This is a genomic window from Paracoccus sp. P2, from assembly GCF_046335115.1.
GTDB lineage: Bacteria > Pseudomonadota > Alphaproteobacteria > Rhodobacterales > Rhodobacteraceae > Paracoccus > Paracoccus pantotrophus.
Genome location: NZ_JBGOSN010000003.1, coordinates 22,122 through 45,109 on the forward strand (window position 1 = coordinate 22,122; position 22,988 = coordinate 45,109).

General features: G+C 67.5%; 18 protein-coding genes and 1 other RNA gene. 5 read left to right on the forward strand and 14 right to left on the reverse strand.

The annotated features are described in order from the left end of the window. Positions 1-3 precede the first annotated feature (3 nt). A complete protein-coding gene (locus ACDP63_RS02490; RefSeq protein WP_024845209.1) occupies positions 4-486 on the forward strand; it encodes a hypothetical protein in 483 nt (160 codons plus the stop codon). Here ACDP63_RS02490 and ACDP63_RS02495 read toward each other — a convergent pair. From ACDP63_RS02495 to ACDP63_RS02520, 6 genes are all read right to left on the reverse strand, one after another. After that, the gene (locus ACDP63_RS02495) at positions 483-1,700 is read right to left on the reverse strand and encodes a glycosyltransferase (protein WP_024845208.1); all 1,218 of its coding nucleotides are present in this window, start codon (positions 1,698-1,700) and stop codon (positions 483-485) included. The genes ACDP63_RS02490 and ACDP63_RS02495 overlap by 4 nt on opposite strands. Continuing rightward, complete coding sequence (locus tag ACDP63_RS02500; RefSeq protein WP_024845207.1) at positions 1,697-3,313, reverse strand: ABC transporter ATP-binding protein; 1,617 nt, start codon at positions 3,311-3,313, stop codon at positions 1,697-1,699. Before ACDP63_RS02500 ends, ACDP63_RS02495 begins: the two co-directional genes overlap by 4 nt. Next, complete coding sequence (locus ACDP63_RS02505) at positions 3,310-4,416, reverse strand: ABC transporter permease (RefSeq protein ID WP_024845206.1); 1,107 nt, start codon at positions 4,414-4,416, stop codon at positions 3,310-3,312. Before ACDP63_RS02505 ends, ACDP63_RS02500 begins: the two co-directional genes overlap by 4 nt. Next, entirely contained in the window at positions 4,416-5,555 is a 1,140-nt protein-coding gene (locus ACDP63_RS02510) for a microcin C ABC transporter permease YejB (protein ID WP_024845205.1), read from the reverse strand. Before ACDP63_RS02510 ends, ACDP63_RS02505 begins: the two co-directional genes overlap by 1 nt. 43 nt (positions 5,556-5,598) lie before the next feature. After that, complete coding sequence (locus tag ACDP63_RS02515; protein ID WP_024845204.1) at positions 5,599-7,461, reverse strand: extracellular solute-binding protein; 1,863 nt, start codon at positions 7,459-7,461, stop codon at positions 5,599-5,601. Between the two features lie 204 nt (positions 7,462-7,665). Beyond that, positions 7,666-8,196, reverse strand: a complete 531-nt coding sequence (locus ACDP63_RS02520; protein WP_024845203.1) for a c-type cytochrome — start codon at positions 8,194-8,196, stop codon at positions 7,666-7,668. 163 nt (positions 8,197-8,359) lie between these two features. On the opposite strand from ACDP63_RS02520, the gene ACDP63_RS02525 reads away from it, so the two are divergent. Next, positions 8,360-9,244: a prephenate dehydratase gene (locus ACDP63_RS02525; protein ID WP_024845202.1), complete on the forward strand. Its 885-nt coding sequence runs from the start codon at positions 8,360-8,362 to the stop codon at positions 9,242-9,244. A 12-nt stretch (positions 9,245-9,256) separates the two neighbouring features. On the opposite strand, the gene ACDP63_RS02530 is transcribed toward ACDP63_RS02525, so the two are convergent. Then, positions 9,257-9,721: a hypothetical protein gene (locus tag ACDP63_RS02530; protein ID WP_409927679.1), complete on the reverse strand. Its 465-nt coding sequence runs from the start codon at positions 9,719-9,721 to the stop codon at positions 9,257-9,259. A 155-nt stretch (positions 9,722-9,876) separates the two neighbouring features. Between ACDP63_RS02530 and ACDP63_RS02535 the strand changes: the two genes are divergently transcribed. Together ACDP63_RS02535 and ffs are read left to right on the forward strand one after the other, a co-directional pair. Continuing rightward, positions 9,877-11,736 (forward strand): bifunctional 2',3'-cyclic-nucleotide 2'-phosphodiesterase/3'-nucleotidase, encoded by a 1,860-nt coding sequence (locus ACDP63_RS02535; RefSeq protein WP_074990309.1) that lies wholly within the window; start codon positions 9,877-9,879, stop codon positions 11,734-11,736. Between the two features lie 48 nt (positions 11,737-11,784). After that, positions 11,785-11,881: signal recognition particle sRNA small type (gene ffs / locus ACDP63_RS02540), an RNA gene on the forward strand. Between the two features lie 65 nt (positions 11,882-11,946). On the opposite strand, the gene ACDP63_RS02545 is transcribed toward ffs, so the two are convergent. The 5 genes from ACDP63_RS02545 to ACDP63_RS02565 all read right to left on the reverse strand — a co-directional run bounded on the left by ACDP63_RS02545 (position 11,947) and on the right by ACDP63_RS02565 (position 19,441). Further along, positions 11,947-13,002: a patatin-like phospholipase family protein gene (locus ACDP63_RS02545; RefSeq protein WP_024845199.1), complete on the reverse strand. Its 1,056-nt coding sequence runs from the start codon at positions 13,000-13,002 to the stop codon at positions 11,947-11,949. Between the two features lie 246 nt (positions 13,003-13,248). Continuing rightward, positions 13,249-14,376: a peptide chain release factor 2 gene (prfB, locus tag ACDP63_RS02550; protein ID WP_024845198.1), complete on the reverse strand. Its 1,128-nt coding sequence runs from the start codon at positions 14,374-14,376 to the stop codon at positions 13,249-13,251. Between the two features lie 88 nt (positions 14,377-14,464). After that, positions 14,465-17,002: a penicillin-binding protein 1A gene (locus ACDP63_RS02555; RefSeq protein WP_024845197.1), complete on the reverse strand. Its 2,538-nt coding sequence runs from the start codon at positions 17,000-17,002 to the stop codon at positions 14,465-14,467. 70 nt (positions 17,003-17,072) lie between these two features. Next, on the reverse strand, positions 17,073-18,308 hold the full coding sequence (locus tag ACDP63_RS02560; RefSeq protein ID WP_024845196.1) for an N-acetylmuramoyl-L-alanine amidase: 1,236 nt from the start codon (positions 18,306-18,308) through the stop codon (positions 17,073-17,075). Beyond that, entirely contained in the window at positions 18,305-19,441 is a 1,137-nt protein-coding gene (locus tag ACDP63_RS02565) for a pyridoxal phosphate-dependent aminotransferase (RefSeq protein WP_024845195.1), read from the reverse strand. The genes ACDP63_RS02560 and ACDP63_RS02565 overlap by 4 nt, the downstream gene beginning before the upstream one ends. A 135-nt stretch (positions 19,442-19,576) precedes the next feature. Between ACDP63_RS02565 and ACDP63_RS02570 the strand changes: the two genes are divergently transcribed. Next, positions 19,577-20,329 carry a DsbA family protein gene (locus tag ACDP63_RS02570; protein ID WP_074990313.1) on the forward strand — a complete coding sequence of 251 codons (753 nt, stop codon included), beginning with the start codon at positions 19,577-19,579 and terminating at the stop codon, positions 20,327-20,329. Positions 20,330-20,418: 89 nt separating this feature from the next. Here the strand turns inward: ACDP63_RS02570 and ispG are convergent, their stop codons facing one another. Together ispG and ACDP63_RS02580 are read right to left on the reverse strand one after the other, a co-directional pair. After that, positions 20,419-21,540 (reverse strand): flavodoxin-dependent (E)-4-hydroxy-3-methylbut-2-enyl-diphosphate synthase, encoded by a 1,122-nt coding sequence (ispG, locus tag ACDP63_RS02575; RefSeq protein ID WP_024845193.1) that lies wholly within the window; start codon positions 21,538-21,540, stop codon positions 20,419-20,421. A gap of 152 nt (positions 21,541-21,692) precedes the next feature. Beyond that, on the reverse strand, positions 21,693-22,913 hold the full coding sequence (locus ACDP63_RS02580; RefSeq protein ID WP_024845192.1) for a helix-turn-helix domain-containing protein: 1,221 nt from the start codon (positions 22,911-22,913) through the stop codon (positions 21,693-21,695). Positions 22,914-22,988: the final 75 nt, after the last annotated feature.

A 22,988-nucleotide genomic window follows, 5' to 3' on the forward strand; every position in this document is an offset into this window, starting at 1 on the left:
CCCATGCGCAAATCGCTTCTTTCCCTGATCCTCTGTACCGCGCTGATGCCCGCCGCAGCCGGGGCACAGGATTACGAACCCCCGCTGGCCGACGAGCCGCCGCCGCAGGGCCTGCCTGCGCCCGACGAATCCGACACGCTGGAGCGCGGGCTGGAAAACTTCATGCGCAACCTGCTGGAACAGGCCGAGCCGCATCTGGACCGGCTGGGCCGCGACCTGGGCGATACGCTGGGCGCGGTCGCGCCGGTGCTGCAGGACATCGGCAAGCTGATGGACGACGTGCGCAACTACCAGGCACCCGAGCGACTGGAGAATGGCGACATCCTGATCCGCCGCCGCGCCGACGCGCCGCCGCCCCCGCCGGTGGGCGATGCGCTGCGCGACATGCTGCGCCCCGCGCCCGAGGACGACCCGCGCCTGGCCCCGCCGCCCGAGGCGACGCCGCCACTGCCCGGACGCGACCCCGAAAGCGAGATCGAGCTTTAGGGCGCGAAGCTTTCCACCCAGTCGATCAACCGCGGCAGGCAATGGCCGTGCAGGTCATAGCCCTGCCGGATGGTGTCGCGCGCCGCCGCCCGCAGGCGCGGCGCCTCGGGATCGCCGGCCAGGCCGCGGATCAGCGCCGCCTCCAGCGCGGGCTGGTCGAAAAACGGCACCAGCCGGCCGTTCTCGCCGTCGCGGACCAGTTCGCGCACCGGCTCGGTATCGGAACCGACGACATAGCAGCCCGCCGCCATCGCCTCGGTCAGCGACCAGCTGAGCACGAAGGGATAGGTCAGGTAGCAATGCACCCGGCTGACCTGCAACAGCGCCAGATAGTGCGAATAAGGCACCCGGCCCAGGAAATGGATGCGCGCCAGGTCCAGCCGGCCGTCGAGTTCGGCCAGCAGCTTTTCGCGCCAGCTTGGCGTGTCCTTGGGCAGGCCACCATAGCTGGCCCCATCGGCGCCGACCAGCACCACTTGCGCGTTCGGCCGCGCCCGCAGCACCTCGGGCAACGCGCGCATGAAGCGGTGAAAGCCGCGATAGGGCTCGAGCGAGCGCGAGACATAGGTCAGAACCTCGTCCCCCGCCCGCAGCTTGCGCCCGTCGGGCAGCGCAAGCTCGGCCTGCGGATCAGGGCGGACCTTCTGCGTGTCGATGCCGTCGTGGATCACCGTCAGCTTGCCGCGCAATTCCGGCGGAAAGGATTTCGCCTGGTATTGCGTCGGCGACAGCCCGGCATCGGCCTGCACCAGCCCCTGGATCAGATGCGCCGAGCGCGCGACGGTGCCGACCCGCGCCTCGTCGCTGCCGGGGCTGATCTCGGGGTCGAAGCCGACGTCATGGCCGCGGGTGCGATACATCAGCTCGGCATAGACCAGCAACTTCGCCTCGGGCCAGATCTCGCGCAGAAACAGCGTCTCGCCCCAGCCGCTATGGCCGAAGATCAGGTCGGGCGCATAGCCGTGCCGGTCGCGCAAGGCCCGGCAGCCGCGGGCCGCGACCCAGCCGCGCTCGGCCATCTCGCCGTAGGTCCGGCCCAGCATGGGCGGCAGGTCCAGCGCGCCCGGTGTCTTGTAGCGCAGCACGCGGACCGGGGAGGCGCGCTGGTTCTTCTCGTCCGTCAGCGCCATGACGTGATGGCCGCGCGCGGCCAGGGCCGGCGCCAGATGCAGGAACTGGCCGGGGAAATTCTGGTGAATTAAAAGGATTTTCAACTGGTTGCCTTAAGATCTTCACTTGTTACCGCAAGAAATGCCGCCTGGATCAACTGGCGGGTATAATCGCTTTCGGGACGCTCGAAGACCGCGTCGGTCGAGCCTTGCTCGACCACTTCTCCGGCGCGCATGACCATGATCTGATGCGACATGGCGCGCACGACGCGCAGGTCATGGCTGATGAAAAGATAGGCCAGCCCAAGCTTGCGCTGCAAGCGCCGCAAAAGCTCGACGATCTGCACCTGCACGGTCATGTCCAGCGCGCTGGTCGGCTCGTCCAGAACCACCAGCTTGGGGTTCAGGATCATGGCGCGGGCGATGGCGATGCGCTGGCGCTGGCCGCCGCTGAACTCATGCGGATAGCGATGCAGGGTGGCGGGATCCAGCCCGACCTCGCGCATCATCGCCTCGACCATCTCGCGGCGGTTGCGGCCCGGCTCGATGCCATGCACGCCCAGGCCCTCGGCGATGATCTGCTCGACCGTCATGCGCGGCGACAGGCTGCCGAAGGGATCCTGGAACACGATCTGCATGTCGCGGCGCAGGCCGCGCAGCGCCCGGCCCGGCACCTTGGAAATGTCGCGGCCCATGTAGAGGATCGGCCCGTCGCTTTCGATCAGCCGCATGATCGCCAGCGCCAGCGTGGTCTTGCCCGAGCCGGATTCGCCGACGATGCCCAGCGTCTCGCCGGCCCGGACCGACAGCGTGGCGCCGTTCACCGCCTTGACGTGGCCGACGGTGCGGCGCAGGAAGCCGCGCTGGATCGGGAACCAGACCTTCAGATCGCGGGTCGAGACCACCTCGGGCGGGTCGCCGGCCAGCGGTTCGGCCCGGCCCTTGGGCTCGGCCGCCAGCAGCATGCGGGTATATTCGTGCTGCGGATGGGCAAAGATCTGCTCGACCGGGCCCTGTTCGACGATCTCGCCGCCCTTCATCACGCAGACCCGGTCGGCGATGCGGCGCACCAGGCCCAGGTCGTGGCTGATGAACAGCATCGACAGCCCCTCGGCGGCCTTCAGTTCCGCCAGCAGCTCCATGATCTGCGCCTGGATGGTCACGTCCAGCGCTGTCGTCGGCTCGTCGGCGATCAGCAGCTCCGGCCCGTTCGCCAGCGCCATGGCAATCATCACCCGCTGGCGCTGGCCGCCCGACAGCTGGTGCGGGTAATCGGCCAGCCGCGTTTCCGGGTCGCGGATGCCGACGCGGGTCAAAAGCTCGATGATCCGCGCCCGTGCCGCCGCGCCGCGCAGGCCCTGGTGCAGCGCCAGGCTTTCGGCCAGCTGCCGCTCCAGCGTGTGCAGCGGGTTCAGCGAGGTCATCGGTTCCTGGAAGATGAAGCTGATGTCATTGCCGCGCACCCGGCGCAATTCCGCCTCGGCGGCACCCAGCAGTTCCCGCCCGTCATAGCGGACCGAGCCCGCGACCTCGGCCGCCTCGCCCAGCAGCCGCACGGTCGACAAAGCCGTGACCGACTTGCCCGAGCCGGATTCGCCGACCAGCGCCACCGTCTCGCCCTTGGCCACGGTGAAGCTGACGCCCTTGACGGCGGGCACCAATTGCCCGTCCTGCCGGAACCCCACCCGCAGGTCGCTGACTTCCAGAACCGGCGTCATCGAAAGGTCTTTCTTGGGTCGAAGGCGTCGCGCACGCCTTCGAAGATGAACACCAGCAGCGACAGCATGATGGCGAAGCTGAAGAAGGCGGTGAAGCCCAGCCAGGGCGCCTGCAGGTTCTGCTTGGCCTGCAGGGCCAACTCGCCCAGTGAGGGGGCCGAGCTGGGCAGGCCGTAGCCCAGATAATCCAGCGCCGCCAGCGACGAGATGGTGCCGGTGACGACGAAGGGCAGCATGGTCAGCGTCGCCACCATGGCATTGGGCAGGATATGGCGGAACATGATCGTGCGGTCATTCACCCCCAGCGCCCGCGCCGCCCGGACATATTCGAAGTTGCGCGCCCGCAGGAACTCGGCCCGCACCACACCGACCAGCGCCGGCCAGCCGAACAGGATCGAGACGAAGACCAAGAGCCAGAAACTTCGCCCCAGGATCGCGAACAGGATGATAATCACGTAAAGCGAAGGGGTTGAACCCCATATCTCAAGCAATCTCTGAAAGACCAGATCGGTGCGGCCGCCGAAATAGCCCTGCACCGCCCCCGCCGCGATGCCCAGAAGCGAGGCGACCACGGTCACGATCAGCGTGAACAGGATCGACAGGCGAAAGCCGTAAATCACCCGCGCCAGCACATCGCGCGCCGTGTCGTCGGTGCCCAGCCAATGCGCCGCATCGGGCGCGCTGGGGGCGGTGCCGACATTGTTGATGGTGCGATAGTGATAGGGGATCGGCGGCCAGAGCATCCAGCCCCGCTCGACCGCCTCGCCCGCGACCTGGCCGGTCTCGCGCGCCTCCTGCTCGGTCGCCTCGGGGTCGTCCCAGCATTCCTCACGCCCGCCGGTGCGGATCAGGCATTGCACGCCGGGATCGGTATAGATCGCCTCGGTGCCGAAATCGCCGCCGAAGGCGGTCTCGGGATAGAAGCGATAGACCGGGAAATGCAACTCGCCCCTGTAGCTGACCAGGATCGGCTTGTCGTTGGCGATCAGTTCCGCGAACAGCGAGGCGACGAACAGGATGGTGAAGACCACCAGCGACCAGAAGGCGCGCTTGTTGCGGCGGAAATTGCGCAGCCGGCGGCGGTTCAGCTCGGTCATCGCCATCAGCCGGCCCTCCGCTCGAAATCGATGCGCGGGTCGACCAGCACATACATCAGGTCCGAGAGGATCCCGACCAGCAGGCCCAGCAGGCCGAAGACGTAAAGCGTGCCGAAGATCACCGGGTAGTCGCGCTGCACCGCCGCCTCGAAGCCCAGTCGGCCGAGGCCATCGAGCGAGAAGATGGTCTCGATCAGGATCGAGGAGCCGAAGAACACGCCCAGGAACATCGACGGAAACCCGGCGATCACGATCAGCATGGCGTTGCGGAAGACATGGCCGTAAAGCACCCGGCCCTCGGTCAGGCCCTTGGCGCGGGCGGTCATGACATATTGCTTGTTGATCTCGTCCAGGAAGCTGTTCTTGGTCAAGAGCGTCAGCGTGGCGAAGCTGGAGATGGTGGTGGCCGTCACCGGCAGGGCGATGTGCCACAGATAGTCCTTGACCTTGCCCCAGAGGCTCAGATCAGCCCAGTTGTCCGAGGTCAGGCCGCGCAGCGGAAAGATCTGCCAATAGCTGCCGCCCGCGAACAGCACCATCAAGAGGACCGCGAACAGGAAGGCCGGGATGGCATAGCCGACGATGATCGCGCCCGAGGTCCAGGTGTCGAAGGGCGTGCCGTTCCTGACCGCCTTGCGGATGCCCAGCGGTATCGAGATCAGATAGGCGATCAGGGTCGACCACAGGCCCAGCGTGATCGAGACCGGCATCTTTTCCAGCACCAGGTCGATGACCGAGATCGAGCGGAAGAAGCTGGTGCCGAAATCGAAGCGGACGTAATTGCCCAGCATGATCAGGAAACGCTCGGCCGCACCGATCTTTTCCTTGCTGCAATCGGGGGATTTCAGGTCCGGCTCGCCCTGGTGGCCCGGCATGCAGGCGATGCGGGCAAAGCCCATCTGCACCTCAAGCTGGTCCAGCAATTCGGGCGGGATGCCGCGGGCGCCGGCATATTCGGTGCTCTGCGGCGACTCGCCCGCGCCGCCGGTAATGTTGCGCAGCGCGTCGCCCTCGCCCTGGACGCGGGCGATGATCTGCTCGATCGGGCCGCCGGGAACGAATTGCGTCAGCGTGAAGTTGACCAGCATGATGCCGATCAGCGTGGGTATGATCAGCAGCAAGCGCCGCAGGATATAGGCTGCCATCCGTCCCCTTGCTCCGCCTTGATCCGCGCCGGCCCCGCAGGGCCTAGCGCAGCGCGCCGGATTGTTTCAGCTTTGCCGCCTTATCCGCGTCATACCACCAGAAATCAAGCTCACCCAGCGCATAGGGCGGCAGGGTCTCGGGATGGCCGAAGATGTCGTAATAGGCAACGGTATACTGGGCCTTGAACCATTGCGGCACCCAGAAGCGCAGCGCCCGCAGGCTGCGGTCCAGCGCATGGGCCACGGTGATCATCTCTTCCTCGGTCTTTGCCTCGATGCCCAGCTGGATCAGCCGGTCGATGGCCGGATTGGCCAAGCCCATCGGATTGAACACGTCGCCGACATTTTCCGAGCCGAAGGTCTGCTCGGTATCGCCGGTCAGGAAATAGCCCTGGGAGACATGATCCGTCACGATGTCGAAATCATGGCTGCGGGTGCGCGCGGTCAACTGGGCGTCGTCCACCCGCAGGTTCACCGCGTCGATGCCGATGGCCCGCAGGTTCTGCACGAAGGGGTTGATCACCCGGTCGAAGGTGGCGCTGTCGTTCAGGAACTCGACCCGCAGCACCTCGCCCTGGGCATTGCGGCGCATGCCGTCCGCGCCCGGCTTCCAGCCCGCCTCGTCCAGCAGCTGCGCCGCGCGGCGCATGTTGCGCCGGTCGAGCTGGGTCTTGCCCGAAACGGGCTGAAGCACCGCGTCGTCGGTCAGCACGCCCGGCGGCAGATCCTTGGCCAGGGGCTCCAGCAGCGCCAGCTCGGCCGGCGTGGGCTTGCCCTCGGCCATCAGCGGGCTGTTTTCCCAGGGCGAGTTCACCCGCGCGTAAAGCCCATAGAACAGCGTCTCGTTCGACCATTCGAAGTTGAACATCAGCCCGATGGCCTCGCGCACGCGGATGTCCTGGAACTTGGGACGGCGCAGGTTGAAGACCCAGCCCTGGCCGTTGGCGATGCTGCCGTCGGGCAGCGCCTCCTTTTTCACCGCGCCGGATTGCACGGCGGGGAAATCATAGCGCGTCGCCCAGTGGATCGAGCTTGCCTCGTTGCGGAAGGTATAGACGCCGGCCTTGAAGGCCTCGAAGGCGCTGTCGTAATCGCCGAAATACTCGACGCGGATGCGGTCGAAATTGTGCCGCCCGACATTGATCGGCAGATCCTTGCCCCAATAGTCGGGATTGCGCCGCAGGGTGATCGAGCGGCCGGCATCGGCCCGGTCGAACATGTAAGGCCCCGAGCCGACGAAGGGGATGTTGCTCGACTGTTCGATGTCGCGCTTGTTCTTGCGGAAATCCTCGCGCGAGAAGACGATCTGGCCGCCGACCGACTGGATCACGTCCCGGCGCGGATAATCCGGCCGGAAGATGAACTTGATGGTGCGGTCGTCGATCACCTCGGCCTTGGCGACGATCTTGGAAATGATCGTGCGATACGAGGACAGGCCCTTGTCGCGCAGCAGTTCAAAGGAAAACAGCACGTCATGCGCGGTCAGCGGCGTGCCGTCCGAGAATTTCGCCTCGGGGCGCAGGTGGAAGATCACCCAGTCGCGGCTTTCGGGATATTCGATGGTCTCGCAGAGCAGGCAATAGGCGGTGCCGATCTCGTCGGCGACGCCTTCCATCAGCGGCTCCAGCATGGCGTTGGACAGCATGGCCGCGCGGCCGCGGTGGGTATAGGGGTTGTAGCTGTCGAAGCCGCCGCTGAACCATTCCGAAATCTCGCCGCCCTTGGGCGCATCGGGGTTCACATAGCGCAGATGCGGGAAATCGGCTGGCAGTTCGGGTTCGCCGAAGACCGCGATGCCATGCGACACGATGGTCCGGGGCTCCTGCGGCTCCTGCGCCAAGACCAGGCCGGGCAGAAGCGCCGTGAAGGCAAGCATCGGGGCATGTCGCAGGAAACGCATCGTCATCGGGTCTTGTCGATCCTTGTTCTGGTTCTGGCCTTGTTCTGGTTCTGGCCTTGCTCGAGGGCGGCGGGGCGCCCGCGGCAAGGCTAGCAGCCCTCGGGCCCGGTTCAACATGCAAATGCGTGATCCGCCGCGCGGGGCCGGGCCGCGGCAACGAAAAAGGGCGCCCCAAGGGACGCCCCATGCCTGCCGCGCGGGCCGCGCCGCTTACTGCTGGCCCTGCAGATAGGCGATCAGGTTGGCGCGATCCTCGATCTTGGGCAGGCCGGCGAAGGACATCTTGGTGCCCTTGATCACGGTCTTGGGATTGGCGAGGAACTCTTGCAGCGCCTCGGGCGTCCAGTCGCCGCCATGCGCCTTCATCGGGTCGGAATAGTTGAAGCCATCGACGCCGGCGACCGCGCGGCCGACGACGCCGTTCAGATGCGGGCCGACGCCATCGTTGCCGTCCAGCTTGTGACAGGCCTTGCACTTGCCGAACACCTTCTCGCCCGCGGCCGCATCGGCCGAAGCCAGGACGGTGGCGAAATCCGGGCCTTCATCGGCCGCGGCGTCGTCGGCCCCGCCGGCATCCTCGACCGGGATGGTGTATGCCTGGGCGTGTTCCTCGCCCTCGGCGCCATGGCCCGAGACGCCGACGTGAAAGATGCCCGATGCCGCCCAGCTCATCAACAGCAGGAACAGAAGCGAGCCGATTAGCGCACCGGCTGCCTTGGTGACGGTCATGGTATCGAACATGTCTGCGGATCCCCTGGGCTGTCCGTGGATTTGGCCGTATCTACCCGCTTTTGTTCCACCGGTTCAAGGTGTAGTTGTCGCTGGCAAAGCACAAAACGGACCAGGAGGCCAGCCCGGCACGAGGGCAAGGCCCAGGCCGCCACCCCGAGCCAAGGTGTGATCCATGACCGACGCCCCCACCCAGAACGTGATCGCATTCCAGGGCGAACCCGGCGCCTACAGCCACCAGGCCTGCCGCTTCTATCGCCCGCAGATGGAGGCGCTGCCCTGCCGCACCTTCGAGGACACGATCGAGGCGGTGCGGGCCGGCAAGGCCGAGCTGGCGATGCTGCCGGTCGAGAACTCGACCTATGGCCGGGTGGCGGACATCCACCACCTGCTGCCCGAAACCGGGCTGCACATCATCGACGAGGGCTTCGTGCGGGTGCGCATCAGCCTGCTGGCGGTGCCCGGCACCAAGCTGTCGCAGATCAGCGAGGCAATGAGCCACCCGGTGCTGCTGGGTCAATGCCGCGGCTTCTTGCGCCGCCACGCCATCCGCAGCATCGTCGGCGCCGACACGGCCGGCTCGGCGCTGGAGGTCGCGCGCCGGGCCGAGCCGTCGCTGGCCGCGCTGGCCGCGCCGCTGGCGGGCGAGATCTACGGGCTCGAGGAACTCGCTTCGGGCATCGAGGACCGGCAGAACAACACCACCCGCTTCCTGGTCATGGCGCGCCAGCCCGATTTCAGCCGCCGCACCAATGCCCAGGGCGGCACGACGATGATGACCAGCTTCGTCTTCCGGGTGCGCAACATCCCGGCGGCGCTCTACAAGGCGCTTGGCGGCTTTGCCACCAACGGCGTCAACATGACCAAGCTGGAAAGCTACATGGTGGACGGCGTCTTCACCGCGACGCAGTTCTATGCCGACATCGAGGGCCATCCCGAGGATCCGCATGTCGCCCGCGCGCTGGAGGAACTGGACTATTTCACTTCCAGCCTGAACATCCTGGGCGTCTATCCGGCCGATCCGCTGCGCGCCGCGCAGTCGCAGGCCGCCGCGCGATAGGCAGGCCGGCCGTTAGGCAGCCTGCGCGCCCGAGGCCAGGTCGGCGATGAACTCGCCGATCCGCCGGCCGAATTTGCAGTCCAGCTGCGCCTTGCCCAGCTTGGCGGTCTGCAACATCAGCCGCGCCTTCATGCTGCGCGGACGCGCCTCGGTCTCGAAGATCATCCGCGACTTCGTCCGGGTCAGCGCCACCACGGACATGCGGATGACCAGGTCGAACTGGTCGGATGTGCCGTTGAGGACCAGCAACTCGGGCGCGTCCAGCCGCACCACCTCGGCCGTGACTTCGCGATGACGGCCGCGCCAGTCGAAGCCGATCAGCCAGCGCATTCCCACCCCAGGGGCGGCCAGGTCGTCGAGCCGGCGCACCGTCGCCCCGCGCCGCACCAGCATCCGCTCGATGGCGTGAAAATTGCTGGCTGCACGGAACAGGGCCTCCGCGGCCAGGTCGACATCCCGTCGGGTCGAAAACTTCATTGCTGATCCAGTCAAATCAAAGAAACCAGGCACCGCCCCGGTCATCCCATGTTGTGCCGGGGCATGCAAGTCGCCGCCCGCAAGGGCCAACAGGCCGCAGGCATGAAATACAATCCAAGGTTGCAATATGTATCAATAGACTGCATTCATGCGTCATGACTTGCATATGCTCCGTTCCCAAATCGCATTCTGGCGTCAAGTCCATTGCAGTTCGCGTCTTGGCGACGACCGATCTGCACATGCATATGCTGGGTTACGACTATTTCGCCGACCGCCCCTCGGGGCGGCTGGGGCTGTCGCGGGCAGCAGCCCTGATCGCCCGAGCACGCCAGACGGCACGCAATTGCCTGCTGTTCGACAATGGCGACGGGCTGCAAGGCAGCCCGATGGGCGACTACCTGGCCGAGATGGACGACATCGGCGCCCGCCAGCCGCATCCGGCCATCGCGGCGATGAACGCGCTCGGCTATGACGCGGCGACCATCGGCAACCACGATTTCAGCTTCGGCCTGGGCTTTCTGCGCCGCACGCTGGAGGGCGCCGAGTTTCCCGTCGTCTCGACCAACCTGCGCCCGCACCATCCCCTGCCGGTGCAGGCCCATGCCCTGCTGACGCGGCAGTTCCACGACGACCAGGGCCGGACGCATGCGCTGCGCATCGGCGTGCTGGGCTTTCTGCCGCCGCAGACCGTGGAATGGGAACGCGGGCTGAAGGCCGAGATCGAGGTTCAGGACATCCTGCTGGCCGCCCGCACCGGCATCGCGGCCCTGCGCGAACAGGGCGCGGAACTGATCGTGGCGCTGGCGCATAGCGGCATCGGCGCGCTCGCCCCGGCGCCGATGATGGAGAACGCGGCCACCGCGCTGGCCGCCCTGCCCGGCATCGACGTGGTGATCGCCGGCCATACGCATCGGGTGTTCCCCTCGGCCGACCACCCGCAGGGGCCGGGGATCGACGCCCGCCGCGGCACGCTGGCCGGCAAGCCCGCGGTCATGCCCGGTTTCTGGGGCTCGCATCTGGGGGTGATCGACCTGCGGCTGGAGCCGCTGGCCCAGGGCTGGCGCATCGCCGATTTCACCTGCCGCGCCGAGCCGGTCGGCGCCGACGAGGATCACCCCGCCGTCACCGGCCCGGCCCTGTCCGCCCATCGCCAGACCCTGCGGCATTTCCGCCGCCGGATCGGCCGCACCGAGCGGCCGCTGAGCAGCTATTTCTCGCTGATCGGCGAGGATCCCGGCCTGCGGCTGGTGGCCATGGCGCAACGCTGGCACGTGCGGCGCGCCCTGCGCGGCACGCGCTGGCAGGATCTGCCGATCCTGTCGGCGGTCGCACCGTTCCGCGCCGGCGGCCGCGGCGGGCCGCAGCATTACACCGACGTCCCGGCCGGGCGGCTGACGCTGCGCAACATCGCCGATCTCTATCTGTTTCCGAACCGGATCTGCGCCATCCGCCTGACCGGGGCCGAGCTGTGCGAATGGCTGGAACGCTCGGCCAGCATGTTCCTGCGCATCGAGCCGGGCAAGCCGGACCAACCGCTGATCGACCCCGAGTTTCCCAGCTACAATTTCGACATCATCGACGGGCTGGGCTGGCAGATCGACCTGAGCCGCCCGCCGCGCTACGCGCCCGACGGAAAGCTGGCCCATCCCGATTCGCACCGCATCTGCGCTCTGACCCACCGCATGCGCCCGGTCGCGCCGGACCAGCCCTTCATCTTGGTGACGAACAGCTACCGGCTGTCGGACAGCGGGCTCTTCGCCCCGGTGACGGCGGGACGGCCGGTGCTGCTGGACAGCTCCTGCCCCACCCGCGAGGTGCTGCGCCGCTACGTGGCGCAACGCCGGGTGCTGGCCCCCAACCCCCGCGCCGGCTGGAGCTTTCGCCCCCTGCCCGGCACCTCGGTCCTGTTCGAGACCGGGCCTGCGGCGGCGGGGCATCTCGACGGGCTTTCCACCCCGGTCGAGCCGGCCGGAATCGCCCCCGACGGCTTCCTGCGCCTGCGCCTGCACCTGTAGGCGGCCAAGCCGCTTGCATCCCGCCGCGCGCGCGCCTATCTAGGCGGCGAGAGGTTGGCGCGGGCAGGCGCCTCGCCAACCCGGTCAGGTCCGGAAGGAAGCAGCCGTAACGAGTCCCGCTTGGGTCGCTGTCCAGCCTCTCACCCAGATTTCCCGACGATGGCAAGGATCGTGCCCGCATATCCGCGGTCGACCGGCACCGATGCCGGGCTATCGGCGGCCGAAAAGCTGCGCCAGGTCATAGGAATCACGTGCGCCGATATTGGCCGCATCCTTGTCCAGGAATCGCTCGGCGGCCTCGACCCCGGCATCATGCATGCGCTGCAACAGGCCGGGATTCGGCAGCAGCTTGGTCCGGGCGCTCAGCGAGTTCATCAGATCCTCGTCCATGATCGCATGCAGCAGCACGTTCTTCATCGGCCGCCCGGTCAGCCGCTCCTCGGCATGCAGCCGCTTGACGAAATTGATCGCCCGCAGCTCGGCCAGAAGCGCCGCGTTGAAACTGATCTCATTCACCCGGTCCTGGATCGCGGCCGGGGTCTTGGGGATCGCCTCGCGCAGCATCGGGTTGATGTTGACGATGACGATGTCGCGCGGCAGGTCGCCGCGATACAGCGGGAACAGCGCCGGGTTGCCGGAATAGCCGCCGTCCCAATAGGCCTCGCGCCTTCCGGTCAGCGGATCGTCGATCTCGACGGCGCGGAACAGCTCGGGCAGGCAGGCCGAGGCCAGCACCGTCTCGACCGTCACCTCGGCCCCGCCAAAGACCCGCACCAGCCCGGTGCGCACATTGGTCGCAGTAACGAAAAGCGCCGGCCCCTCCTCGCGCCCCAACCGGGGATGCGGCATCTCGCGCAGGATAGCGGCCAGCGGGTTGGTATAGAACGGCCCCGAATCATAGGGGCTGAACACTCGCGTCAGCGATTCCATCCATGCCACGGGCGAGAAAAGCTCGGTCAGCCGCTGCCAGGCGCGCGGCACCGGGAACATGGAATGCAGCCAGCGCACCACCGAATTGTCGCTGACCTGCCCCACCTGCGACCAGATATGGGCCAGGTTCTGCCGCGCCGCCTCGCGCCCGCGCCGGCCCGGCCCGCAGGACAGGCCCGCCGCCAGGGCCGCCCCGTTCAGCGCCCCAGCCGAGGTACCGCTGATGCCGCGGATCTCGATGTCCGGCTCGTCCAGCAACCGGTCCAGCACGCCCCAGGCGAATGCGCCATGCGCACCGCCGCCCTGCAGCGCCAGATTGATCCGCTTCACGTCCATGCCGCGCCCCTGTCGATCCAGACCGCCCGCAGGCTAACCCGGCGCCACGCGACACAAAACCCCGCACCCCGCGCCCGGCCTCTGCGCATTTCTTCGTTCCCCAAATACCCATGCGGCCGTGTCAGCGTCGCCCGTGCATGGGTATTTGGGGAACAGAGAAGACGCTCGTACAGCGCCCCGCACCCGCGCGGCGCCTGCTTCACCGTTTCCCCAATACTCATGCGGCCGCGCAACGGGCGCGGCGGATCAGTCCTCGGCCTGCGCCTCGGCCCGGCTCTTGCCCGCCACGTCCAGCGCCAGCGTCGCGGCCATGAAGGCATCCAGGTCGCCGTCCAGCACGCCCTGCGTGTCCGAGGTCTCGTGCCCGGTGCGCAGATCCTTCACCATCTGATAGGGATGCAGCACGTATGAGCGGATCTGGTTGCCCCAGCCGGCATCGCCCTTGGCCTCGTGCTGGGCGTTGATCGCGGCATTGCGCTTGTCCAGTTCCAGCTGGTACAGCCGCGCCTTCAGCGCCGCCATGGCGTTGGCGCGGTTCTGGTGCTGCGATTTTTCCGAGCTGGTCACGACGATGCCGGTCGGCAGGTGGGTGATGCGCACCGCCGAATCGGTGGTGTTGACGTGCTGCCCCCCCGCGCCGGACGACCGATAGGTGTCGATCCTGATCTCATTGTCGGGGATGGTGATCTCGATATTGTCATCCACCACCGGATAGACCCAGACCGAGGAAAACGAGGTATGCCGCCGCGCCGCCGAATCATAGGGCGAGATGCGCACCAGCCGATGCACGCCCGATTCCGACTTCAGCCAGCCATAGGCGTTCGGCCCCGAGATCTTGTAGGCGGCGGAACGGATGCCCGCCTCCTCGCCCGGCGTCTCGGACAGAAGCTCGACATTATAGCCCTTCTTCTCGGCCCAGCGGACATACATGCGCGCGAGCATGCTGGCCCAGTCGGCGCTTTCCGTGCCGCCGGCGCCGGCATTGATCTCCAGGAAGGTGTCGTTGCCGTCAGCCTCGCCGTTCAGCAGCGCCTCCAGTTCCTTCTGCGCCGCGAGTTCGGCCAGCGATTTCAGCGCGCCCTCGGCATCGGCGACGATCTCGGCATCGCCCTCGGCCTCGCCCAGTTCGATCAGCTCGGCATTGTCCTTGAGCTCGGTGTCGATGCGGCGATAGGTCTCGACCGCGTCGGACAGCATCTGCCGGTCGCGCATCAATTTCTGGGCGCGGGCCGGGTCGGACCAGATGTCGCCCGCCTCGATCATGGCGTTCAGCTCTTCCAGCCGGTGCGGCGCGGTTTCCCAGTCCATGCGCTGGCCGAGCAGTTTCAGCGATTTGCGGATCGCCTCGATGGTGGCTTGGGTTTCGGCGCGCATGGGCACTCTCTGGGTTCGGATTTCGGTCAGGGCAGGACAAATAGCGCGGGCGGCGGGCGGCGGCAAGCACCCGCCCGGCAAAGCGCCTTCAATACAGCCCGCCCGAGGACAGGGTGCCGAAATCGGCCTTTTTCGGGATCACCTTCTTCTTGCCGGTCGAGGTCGTCACCGCCTGGCCGCCGTCGCGGCCCTGGGTGAACAGCGGCAAGGTGCCCGGATCGGCGCGGCCGAAGCCACCGTCGACCAGCACCAGCCCGGTCAGATCCTGGCCGTCGCGGAAATATTCGGCGATGACGTTGTCGCCCTTGGCATCCGGGCCCAGGATCGCGCCGCTGAAGCGGTCGATATTGACGAAATGCCCGCCCGGCGGAACCTTGAAGGCGGTGCCGCCGAATTCCTTGACCGCCTCCTGCATGAACTCGTTGAAGACCGGCACGCAAAGCGTTCCGCCATAGGCGTTGGCGCCCAGCGTGCGCGGCTGGTCATAGCCCAGGTAGCAGCCGGCAACGATGTTCGAGGTAAAGCCGATGAACCACACGTCCTTGGCATCGTTGGTTGTGCCGGTCTTGCCGGCGACCGGCACCGGCAGGTTCACCCCGCGCCCCGAGCCGCGTTTCACCACGCCCTCAAGCATCGAGGTCAGCTGATAGGCGGTGATCGCGTCCATCACCCGCTCGCGGTTCGAACGGATCTCGGGCGCGGCGCCGGCGGGCAGGGTCGGCTGGCCGCAGGTCACGCAGTCGCGGCGGTCGTGGCGATAGATGGTGCGGCCGCGGCGGTCCTGCACGCGGTCGACCAGCGTGGGTTCCACCCGCTCGCCGCCATTGGCGAACATGGCATAGGCGGCGACCATCTTGAACAGCGTCGTTTCCTGTGCGCCGAGGCTGTTCGCCAGGAAATGGCCGAGATGGTCGTAGACGCCGAATTTCTCGGCATATTTCGCCACCGTATCCATGCCGATGCCCTGGGCGATGCGGATGGTCATCAGGTTGCGGGACTGCTCGATCCCGGTGCGCATCGGTGTCGGGCCGTAGAACTTGCCGCTGGCGTTCTTGGGCGTCCACAGCCCCTGCGGCGTGTTCACGGTGATCGGCTCGTCAACCACGATGGTCGCCGGGTTGAAGCCCGAATCCAGTGCCGCCGCATAGACGAAGGGCTTGAAGCTGGAGCCCGGCTGGCGCTGCGCCTGGGTGGCGCGGTTGAAGACCGAGCTTTGATAGGAAAAGCCGCCCTGCATGGCGATGACCCGGCCGGTGTTCACGTCCATGGCCATGAAGCCGCCCTGCACCTCGGGCACCTGGCGCAGGGTCCAGCGGATGAAGCTGCCGTCGCTGTCGCTGGTCATGCGACGCACCAGCACCACGTCGCCCACATCCAGCAGGTCCGAGGCCACCTGGGCCTTGGGCGCCAACGTGCCGTCGGCGCGCCGCTTCCTGGCCCATTGCACGTCCTTGGCCGGGATTGTCGCCGTACCTTCCTGGTCCTCGATGCCGATGGTGGCGTCGCCCTCTCCCAGCGCCAGCACCACGGCCGGGAACCAGCCCTCGATGTCGCGCGGCACGGCGGCATCGGAGAGCGCGGCGCGCCATGCCTGCTCGTCGCCCAGCTGCTCGGCCGGGATCGTAAGCCGGGTGCCGCGCCAGACGCCGCGACCGCGGTCGTATTTCTCCAGCGCCTGCTGCAGCGCATGCGCGGCGACCTGTTGCAGCTTGGGATCGACCGTCGCCCGGATCGCCAGCCCGCCGCCGAAGAACTCCTCGGCGCCGAATTGCGCCGAAAGCTGGCGGCGGATCTCGTCGGTGAAATAGTCGCGCGGCGGCAATTGCTGCTGGAAGGCGGGGAAATCGCCGTTCTGCACCGAGCGCAGCGGCTGCCTGGCCTCGGCCTCGTAGGTGGCCTGGTCGATATAGCCGTTCTGCCACATCTCGCGCAGCACATAGTCGCGCCGCTCGGTCAGCGCCTCTCTGGCGCGGACCGGGTGATAGCGGCCCGGCGCCTTGGGCATGGCGGCCAGCGTCGCCGCCTCATGCGGCGCGAGTTCGGTCAGCGGCTTGTTGAAATAGCTTTGCGCCGCCGCGGCCACGCCGAAGCTGTTCTGGCCCAGGAAGATCTCGTTGAGGTAAAGCTCAAGGATCTGGTCCTTGCTCAGCGTCGATTCCAGCCGGGTGGCCAGGATCAGCTCCTTGATCTTGCGCTCGATGCTGCGGTCGCTGGACAGCAGGAAGTTCTTCATCACCTGCTGGGTGATGGTCGAGGCGCCGCGCAGGTTGCGCCCGCCCGAACTGATCGCATCCAGCGCCGCCTTGCCCATGCCCATCGGGTCGAAGCCGTGATGGCTGTAGAAATGCTTGTCCTCGGCGCTGATGAAGGCCTGCTTCACCAGCGGCGGGATCTCGTCGATGGGCACGAAGATGCGGCGTTCCTCGGCGAACTCGTCGATCAGCCGCCCTTCGGCGGAATAGATCCGGCTGATGGTCTTGGGCGCGTATTGCGCCAATTGTTCATGGCTGGGCAGGTCGCGCGAATACATCCAGAACACCGCCCCGACCGTCAGGGCGATGAAGAAGACCGCGGTCACGAGCCAGGAAAAGATCGCACCGATGAAAGACAGCAGGAAGCGCAGCAATGGGCAAGCCTCTGGGGATAACCTGCGCCTCTATAGACAGCGAGGCCGCGCCCGTCAAAGCAACCTTGCGCTACTTGCGCAGCAGGGCGGCGCGGGCGGCATCGTCCTGCGCCCAAAGCCCGATGGCCTGCGCCAGCGCCTGGGCGGTCTGCGCGCGCCATTCGGGGTCGAACAGGTTGGCGCGGTCGCCCGGATCGGTCAGGAAGCCCAGCTCGACCAGCACCGAGGGGATGTCGGGCGATTTCAGCACCGAAAATGCCGCGCCGCGCACCGGCCGGCGATGCATGGCGATGCCCGCCCGGTTCAGTTCGGAGACTGCGAACTTGGCAAAGGCTTCCGAGCGCGGATGCGTCTCGGTCCGCGCCAGGTCCATCAGCACGTCGGCGACCTGGTCGTCGGTCCCCGACAGGTCCAGCCCGGCCAGCAGGTCGGCCCGGTCGTGGCGCATCGCCAGTTCGCGCGTGGCGCGGTCGTCGGCCTGCGGATTCCAGACATAGATCGACAGCCCCGCCGCCTCGCCCGCCGGCAACGCATCGGCATGCAGCGAGATGAACAGGTCCGCCCGCTCGGCGCGGGCAATGGTCATGCGCTGTTCCAGCGGAATGAAGCTGTCGTCCTTGCGGGTGGCGATGACCTCGAAACCGGCGGCGGTCAGGATCTCGGTCAACTCGCGGGCAAAGCCCAGCATCAGCGCCGCCTCGCTGATCGCGCCGACCTGGGCGCCGGGGTCGTGGCCGCCATGGCCGGGATCCAGCGCCACGCGCAGGGGCCGCGTGCCCGCGCGTCGCGGCGGCAACGAGGCCACGGCCGCCGGCTGCGGCAAGTCCCACAGCGCCGAAAGCGCATTGCCGCGGGTGACGAAATCCTCGGGCTTGACCGGCTCCATGCGCAGCCTGACCAGCGCCCTCTTGGCACCGCCCTCGGCCGGACCTTGCACCGCCAGCCGCAGGGCATAGGGTCCGGGCAGCTCCATCACCAGCCGCGACCAGCCGGCACGAAAGCGGCCCCAGCGCAGCGCCGGCACCAGTTCGCGGCCAGGCATTGCGTCGGCATCGGCGCCGGAAAAATCGATCTCGCGGAAATCCACCACCAGCCGCGGCGGCCCGTCGAGGAAATAGACCCGGTAGGGCACCGGCCGGCTGATCGTCAGCCGCAGTTCCATCGGCCGCGGCTTGCCGCGGTCGCGCCCCTCGGCCATCAGAGAGGATTGCGCCAGATCGACCGTCGCAGGTGCCGGGCGCGCGCCGTCATCGGCCAGCGCAGGCAGCGCCAGCCAGACCAGCAACAAGGCCCAGAGCCATCTCATCGTGCGGCCATGAAGGCCGCCAGCCGGTCCAGCCCCTCGGCGATCTCGGCCGGCCCCGCGGCATAGCTGAAGCGCAGGGTCCGCGCGCCGCGACGCGGATCGAAATCCAGCCCCGGCGTTACCGCCACGCCCGCTTTTTCAAGGATTTCCGCGGCGAAGCTCAGGCTGTCCGTGGTCAGGTCCGACACGTCGGCATAGATGTAGAAGGCGCCCTCGGGCGGGGCGATGCGGTCGAATCCCATCTTCGGCAGCCGGTCCAGCATCAGCCGGCGGTTCTCGGCATAGACGGCCAGGTTCGCCTCGGCCTCCTCCACGCAATCCAGCGCCGCCAGCGCCGCGACCTGGCTGGCATGCGGCGGGCAGATGAACATGTTCTGCGCGATGCGCTCGACGGTGCGGATCATGCTGTCCGGCACCACCATCCAGCCGACGCGCCAGCCGGTCATGCTGAAATATTTCGAGAAGCTGTTGATGACGAAGACCTCGTCCGTGACCTCCAGCGCGGAATGGAAGCCGGCGCCGTAATCGAGCCCGTGATAGATCTCGTCCGAGATCACGCTCATGCCCAGTTCCGCCGCCCGCGCGGTCAGCGCCGCCAGTTCCTCGCGCCGCAGCACCGTACCGGATGGGTTGCCCGGCGAGGCCAGGATCAGCCCCTGCGCATCCGCCGGCAGGTCGTCGGGACGCGGCTGATAGCGGTCCTCGGCCCGGGTCTGGATGCCCACCGGCTCCAGCGACATGGCGCGCAGGATCTGGCGATAGCTGGGATAGCCCGGCTCGCCCAAGGCCACCCGCTCACCCGCATCGAAAAGCGCCGAGAAGGCCAGGATGAAGGCGCCCGAGGAGCCCGGCGTCACCACCACACGGGCCGGGTCGAGGTCGAGCCCGTACCAGCGCCGGTAAAGCCCGGCGATGCCCCGGCGCAGTTCCGGCAGCCCGAGCGCCACCGTATAGCCCAGCGGCCGGTCCAGCGCCGCCGCCAGCGCCCGGCGCGCCCCCTCGGGCGCGGGGGTCGAGGGCTGGCCGACCTCCATGTGGATGATGCGGCGGCCTCCGGCCTCGGCCTTGCGGGCGGCCTCCATCACATCCATGACGATGAAGGGATCCACCTGCCCGCGACGGGATTGTCTCATGTCAGCCTGCCTCGTGGTTTTTGCCGGGTATCGGGCCTGCGGACGGCCCGGTCAAGCCCGCGTGATGCCCCGGCCGGCCGCTTGCAACACCGCGCGCAAGCGGTCAAGTTGCCGGGAACCGGAGAGGATTGTTCCATGAAAGCCCTTGTGACCGCCGCGCTGATCAGCGCCACCGCCCTGCCCGCCCTGGCCTTCGACCCGGCCAATATGACCGAGGCCGAGAAGGCCGCCTTCGGCGAGGCGGTGCGCGACTACCTGATGGCCAATCCGGACGTGCTGATCGAATCGATCAACGTGCTGGAGGAACGCCGCCTTGCCGACGAGGCCAGGAACGACGAACTGCTGGTCGAGAACAATCGCACGGCGATCTTCGACGACGGCCACAGCTGGGTCGGCGGCAATCCCGAGGGCGACGTGACCCTGGTCGAGTTCGTCGATTACCGCTGCGGCGTCTGCAAGCGGGTCAGCCCGGACGTGGAAAAGCTGATCTCGGCCGATGGCAACATCCGCTGGATCGTCAAGGAATTCCCGATCCTGACCCAGGAAAGCGACATGGCCGCGCGCTTTGCCGTCGCGGTGCAGCAGGAGGCGGGGCCCGATGCCTACAAGCAGGCGCATGACGCGCTGATGGAATCGCGCGGGCCGGTGAACCTGGAAAGCCTGACCAAGCTGGCCGGAGACCTGGAGCTGGACAGCCAGGCGGTGCTGAACCGGATGAACACCGAGGAGGTCTCGGCCGTGCTGCGCAAGAACCACCAGCTGGCCGAGCAAATGCGCATCATGGGCACCCCCACCTTCATCATCGGCGGCGAGATGCTGCGCGGCATGCCCACCGAGGGGCTGGAGGGCGCGATTGCCCGCGCACGCGCGGCCAAGGCCGAGGGCTGAGGCTGCGCCGCCTGGGCGGGTTGCGCGGGCGGAATGGGTATTTGAGGAACGAAGAAGCACGGGGCGGCTCGCGAGGGCCGCCCTTTCGCCTATTCGGCGGCGGCTTGCGCGGCCTCGAGTTCGGCGGCGCGTTTCTCGACCAGTTCGACGATATGGTCGACCATCTGCTCGTTGGTCATCTTGTGGTCCTGCTTGCCGGCCAGATAGACCATGCCGGAACCCGCGCCGCCGCCGGTGAAGCCGATATCGGTCATCAGCGCCTCGCCCGGCCCGTTCACCACGCAGCCGATGATCGACAGGCTCATCGGCGTCTTGATATGTTCGAGGCGCTTTTCCAGGGTCTCGACCGTCCTGATCACGTCGAAGCCCTGGCGCGCGCAGCTGGGGCAGGAGATGATCTGCACGCCACGGGTGCGCAGGCCCAGGGATTTCAGGATCTCGAACCCGACCTTGACCTCCTCGACCGGATCGGCCGAGAGGCTGACCCGGATGGTGTCGCCGATGCCCATCCACAGAAGGTTGCCCAGGCCGATGGCGGATTTCACCGTGCCCGACACCAGCCCGCCCGCCTCGGTGATGCCCAGGTGGATCGGCGCGTCGGTCGCCTCGGCCAGCTGCTGATAGGCGGCGGCGGCGAGGAAGACATCGCTGGCCTTCACGCTGATCTTGAATTCGTGGAAATCGTTGTCCTGCAGGATCCTGATGTGGTCGAGGCCGGATTCCACCATCGCATCCGGGCAGGGCTCGCCGTATTTTTCCAGCAGGTGCCGTTCCAGGCTGCCGGCATTCACGCCGATGCGGATCGAGCAGCCATGGTCGCGGGCGGCCTTGATCACCTCGCGCACGCGGGCAGCGTCGCCGATATTGCCGGGATTGATGCGCAGGCAGGCGGCGCCGGCCTCGGCGGCCTCGATGGCGCGGCGGTAGTGGAAATGGATGTCGGCCACGATCGGCACCGGGCTTTCGCGGCAGATCTCGCGCAGGGCGCGGGTCGAGGCTTCGTCGGGGGTCGAGACGCGGACGATGTCGGCGCCGACGTCGGCGGCGCGGATGATCTGGTCCAGCGTCGCGCGCACGTCCGAGGTGTCGGTATTGGTCATGGTCTGCACGCTGATCGGCGCGTCGCCCCCGACCGGCACGTTGCCGACCATGATCCGGCGCGACTTGCGCCGGTCGATATTGCGCCAGGGGCGGATCGGATTATGCGACATGGCTGGTGCCTTTTCCTGCGCCAGGGGCGGCTTCACCCGTCAGAAATAGGCCGATCCGGCCAGACGGGCAAGCCATCCGGTCCCGGTCAGGCGCGCGATGCCGCATCCGTGACCCCGGATTCATGCTCCGGCGGCCATGACCCGGCGCCCGGTCAATCCTGCGCGGGGGCCTGTTCCGGCGGCTCGGCCGATGCCAGGGCGACCATTTCGGCCAGCTGCGGATCCTTGCTGAGATCGGCAAAGGCATATTGCGCCGTCAGCGCCGTCGGCGAAAGCTCGACATTCTTGACCACCTTGGCGCCGGGTGCGGCCGGGCCGTAGGTGCGGCCGTTGACCGCGAAATAGACCGCGCCGGAATTGCCGGCGCGCAGCACCGGCGGCGCCTCCAGCTTGGGCAGGGCGAAACGCTCGCCCGCGTCCATGGTCTTTTCCAGCAGCACCGTGCCGTCGGCCGAGGTGACGCGCACCCAGGCGGGACGGGCGGCAAGGATCTCGATCTCGGGCGCATCGGGGGCAACGGTGCGCACAGCCGCCTGTTCGGGCGGCATCTGCGGGCCATAGACCCGGTCGTGGACCGCGGCGCTGCGGGTCGCAGGCACGGCGCCTTCCGGCTTGGGCGTGGAGGTGTCCAGCCGCGGGTCGATGGCGGCGATGGGCCCGTCGCGGGCGACCAGCACGGGCAGTTCCAGCGCCTGCGGCCGGTAGGTGCGGTCCAGCCCCTCGGGGCGCGGCAGGTTGACCTGGGCCGATTCGACGGTTTCGGGCTCGGCCGCCTCCTGCACCGGGTCCAGCGCGGCGATCACGCCGGGCGCCTGCTCGCCGGGGGTCAGGTTGACCTTCTGCACCTCTTGCAGCACGGCCCAGCCGCCATAGCCCAACCCGCAGGCCAGCACGACCATGACCAGCAGCGAGCCGATGGCCCGCGGCTCGATCGAGCTCCAGATGCTTTCCTGCCGAGGCAGGAAGATCGGATGCGGATTGGCCAGCGCCTCGGCCGGGTCCGAGGGGCGGCGCTGCGGCTTCGGCCCCGCGGCGGCGGGGGCCATGCCATGCGTGGGCTGGAAACCCGATTCCTGGCAGAAGCGGCGGAAGGTCCAATCGGCATCCATGCCGAGATAGCGGGCATAAGAACGCACGTAGCCGGCGATGAAGCTCGGCGTGTCGAAGGCGGAAATGTCGCAATTCTCGATGGCGGCGACATAGGAGGCGCGAATGCGCAATTCGCGCTGGACATCCAGCAGCGACTTGCCCAGCGTGGCCCGTTCGCCCCGCATCAGATCTCCGAGACGAATGTCAGGATCGTCGAAACCGGGCGGCAAGGCCGCCGGCTCCTCATGGCCATTGGACGGGGGGTTCCCCCTTAGCCCGATCATTGCGCCTGCCCCATACTTTGCTGCTCGTCCCCGCGAATCGGAAGACTCTCAGAACTTGATTAAAGCAAGGTTATC

Coding starts and splice junctions, on each gene's coding strand:
- ACDP63_RS02505 (WP_024845206.1), bottom strand. CDS start 4,416: ATGGCGATGACCGAGCTGAACCGCCGCCGGCTGCGCAATTTCCGCCGC.
- ACDP63_RS02535 (WP_074990309.1), top strand. CDS start 9,877: ATGACTTGCATATGCTCCGTTCCCAAATCGCATTCTGGCGTCAAGTCC.
- ACDP63_RS02515 (WP_024845204.1), bottom strand. CDS start 7,461: ATGACGATGCGTTTCCTGCGACATGCCCCGATGCTTGCCTTCACGGCG.
- ispG (WP_024845193.1), bottom strand. CDS start 21,540: ATGTCGCATAATCCGATCCGCCCCTGGCGCAATATCGACCGGCGCAAG.
- prfB (WP_024845198.1), bottom strand. CDS start 14,376: ATGCGCGCCGAAACCCAAGCCACCATCGAGGCGATCCGCAAATCGCTG.
- ACDP63_RS02520 (WP_024845203.1), bottom strand. CDS start 8,196: ATGTTCGATACCATGACCGTCACCAAGGCAGCCGGTGCGCTAATCGGC.
- ACDP63_RS02545 (WP_024845199.1), bottom strand. CDS start 13,002: ATGGACGTGAAGCGGATCAATCTGGCGCTGCAGGGCGGCGGTGCGCAT.
- ACDP63_RS02565 (WP_024845195.1), bottom strand. CDS start 19,441: ATGAGACAATCCCGTCGCGGGCAGGTGGATCCCTTCATCGTCATGGAT.
- ACDP63_RS02570 (WP_074990313.1), top strand. CDS start 19,577: ATGAAAGCCCTTGTGACCGCCGCGCTGATCAGCGCCACCGCCCTGCCC.
- ACDP63_RS02525 (WP_024845202.1), top strand. CDS start 8,360: ATGACCGACGCCCCCACCCAGAACGTGATCGCATTCCAGGGCGAACCC.
- ACDP63_RS02530 (WP_409927679.1), bottom strand. CDS start 9,721: ATGAAGTTTTCGACCCGACGGGATGTCGACCTGGCCGCGGAGGCCCTG.
- ACDP63_RS02580 (WP_024845192.1), bottom strand. CDS start 22,913: ATGATCGGGCTAAGGGGGAACCCCCCGTCCAATGGCCATGAGGAGCCG.
- ACDP63_RS02510 (WP_024845205.1), bottom strand. CDS start 5,555: ATGGCAGCCTATATCCTGCGGCGCTTGCTGCTGATCATACCCACGCTG.
- ACDP63_RS02490 (WP_024845209.1), top strand. CDS start 4: ATGCGCAAATCGCTTCTTTCCCTGATCCTCTGTACCGCGCTGATGCCC.
- ACDP63_RS02500 (WP_024845207.1), bottom strand. CDS start 3,313: ATGACGCCGGTTCTGGAAGTCAGCGACCTGCGGGTGGGGTTCCGGCAG.
- ACDP63_RS02560 (WP_024845196.1), bottom strand. CDS start 18,308: ATGAGATGGCTCTGGGCCTTGTTGCTGGTCTGGCTGGCGCTGCCTGCG.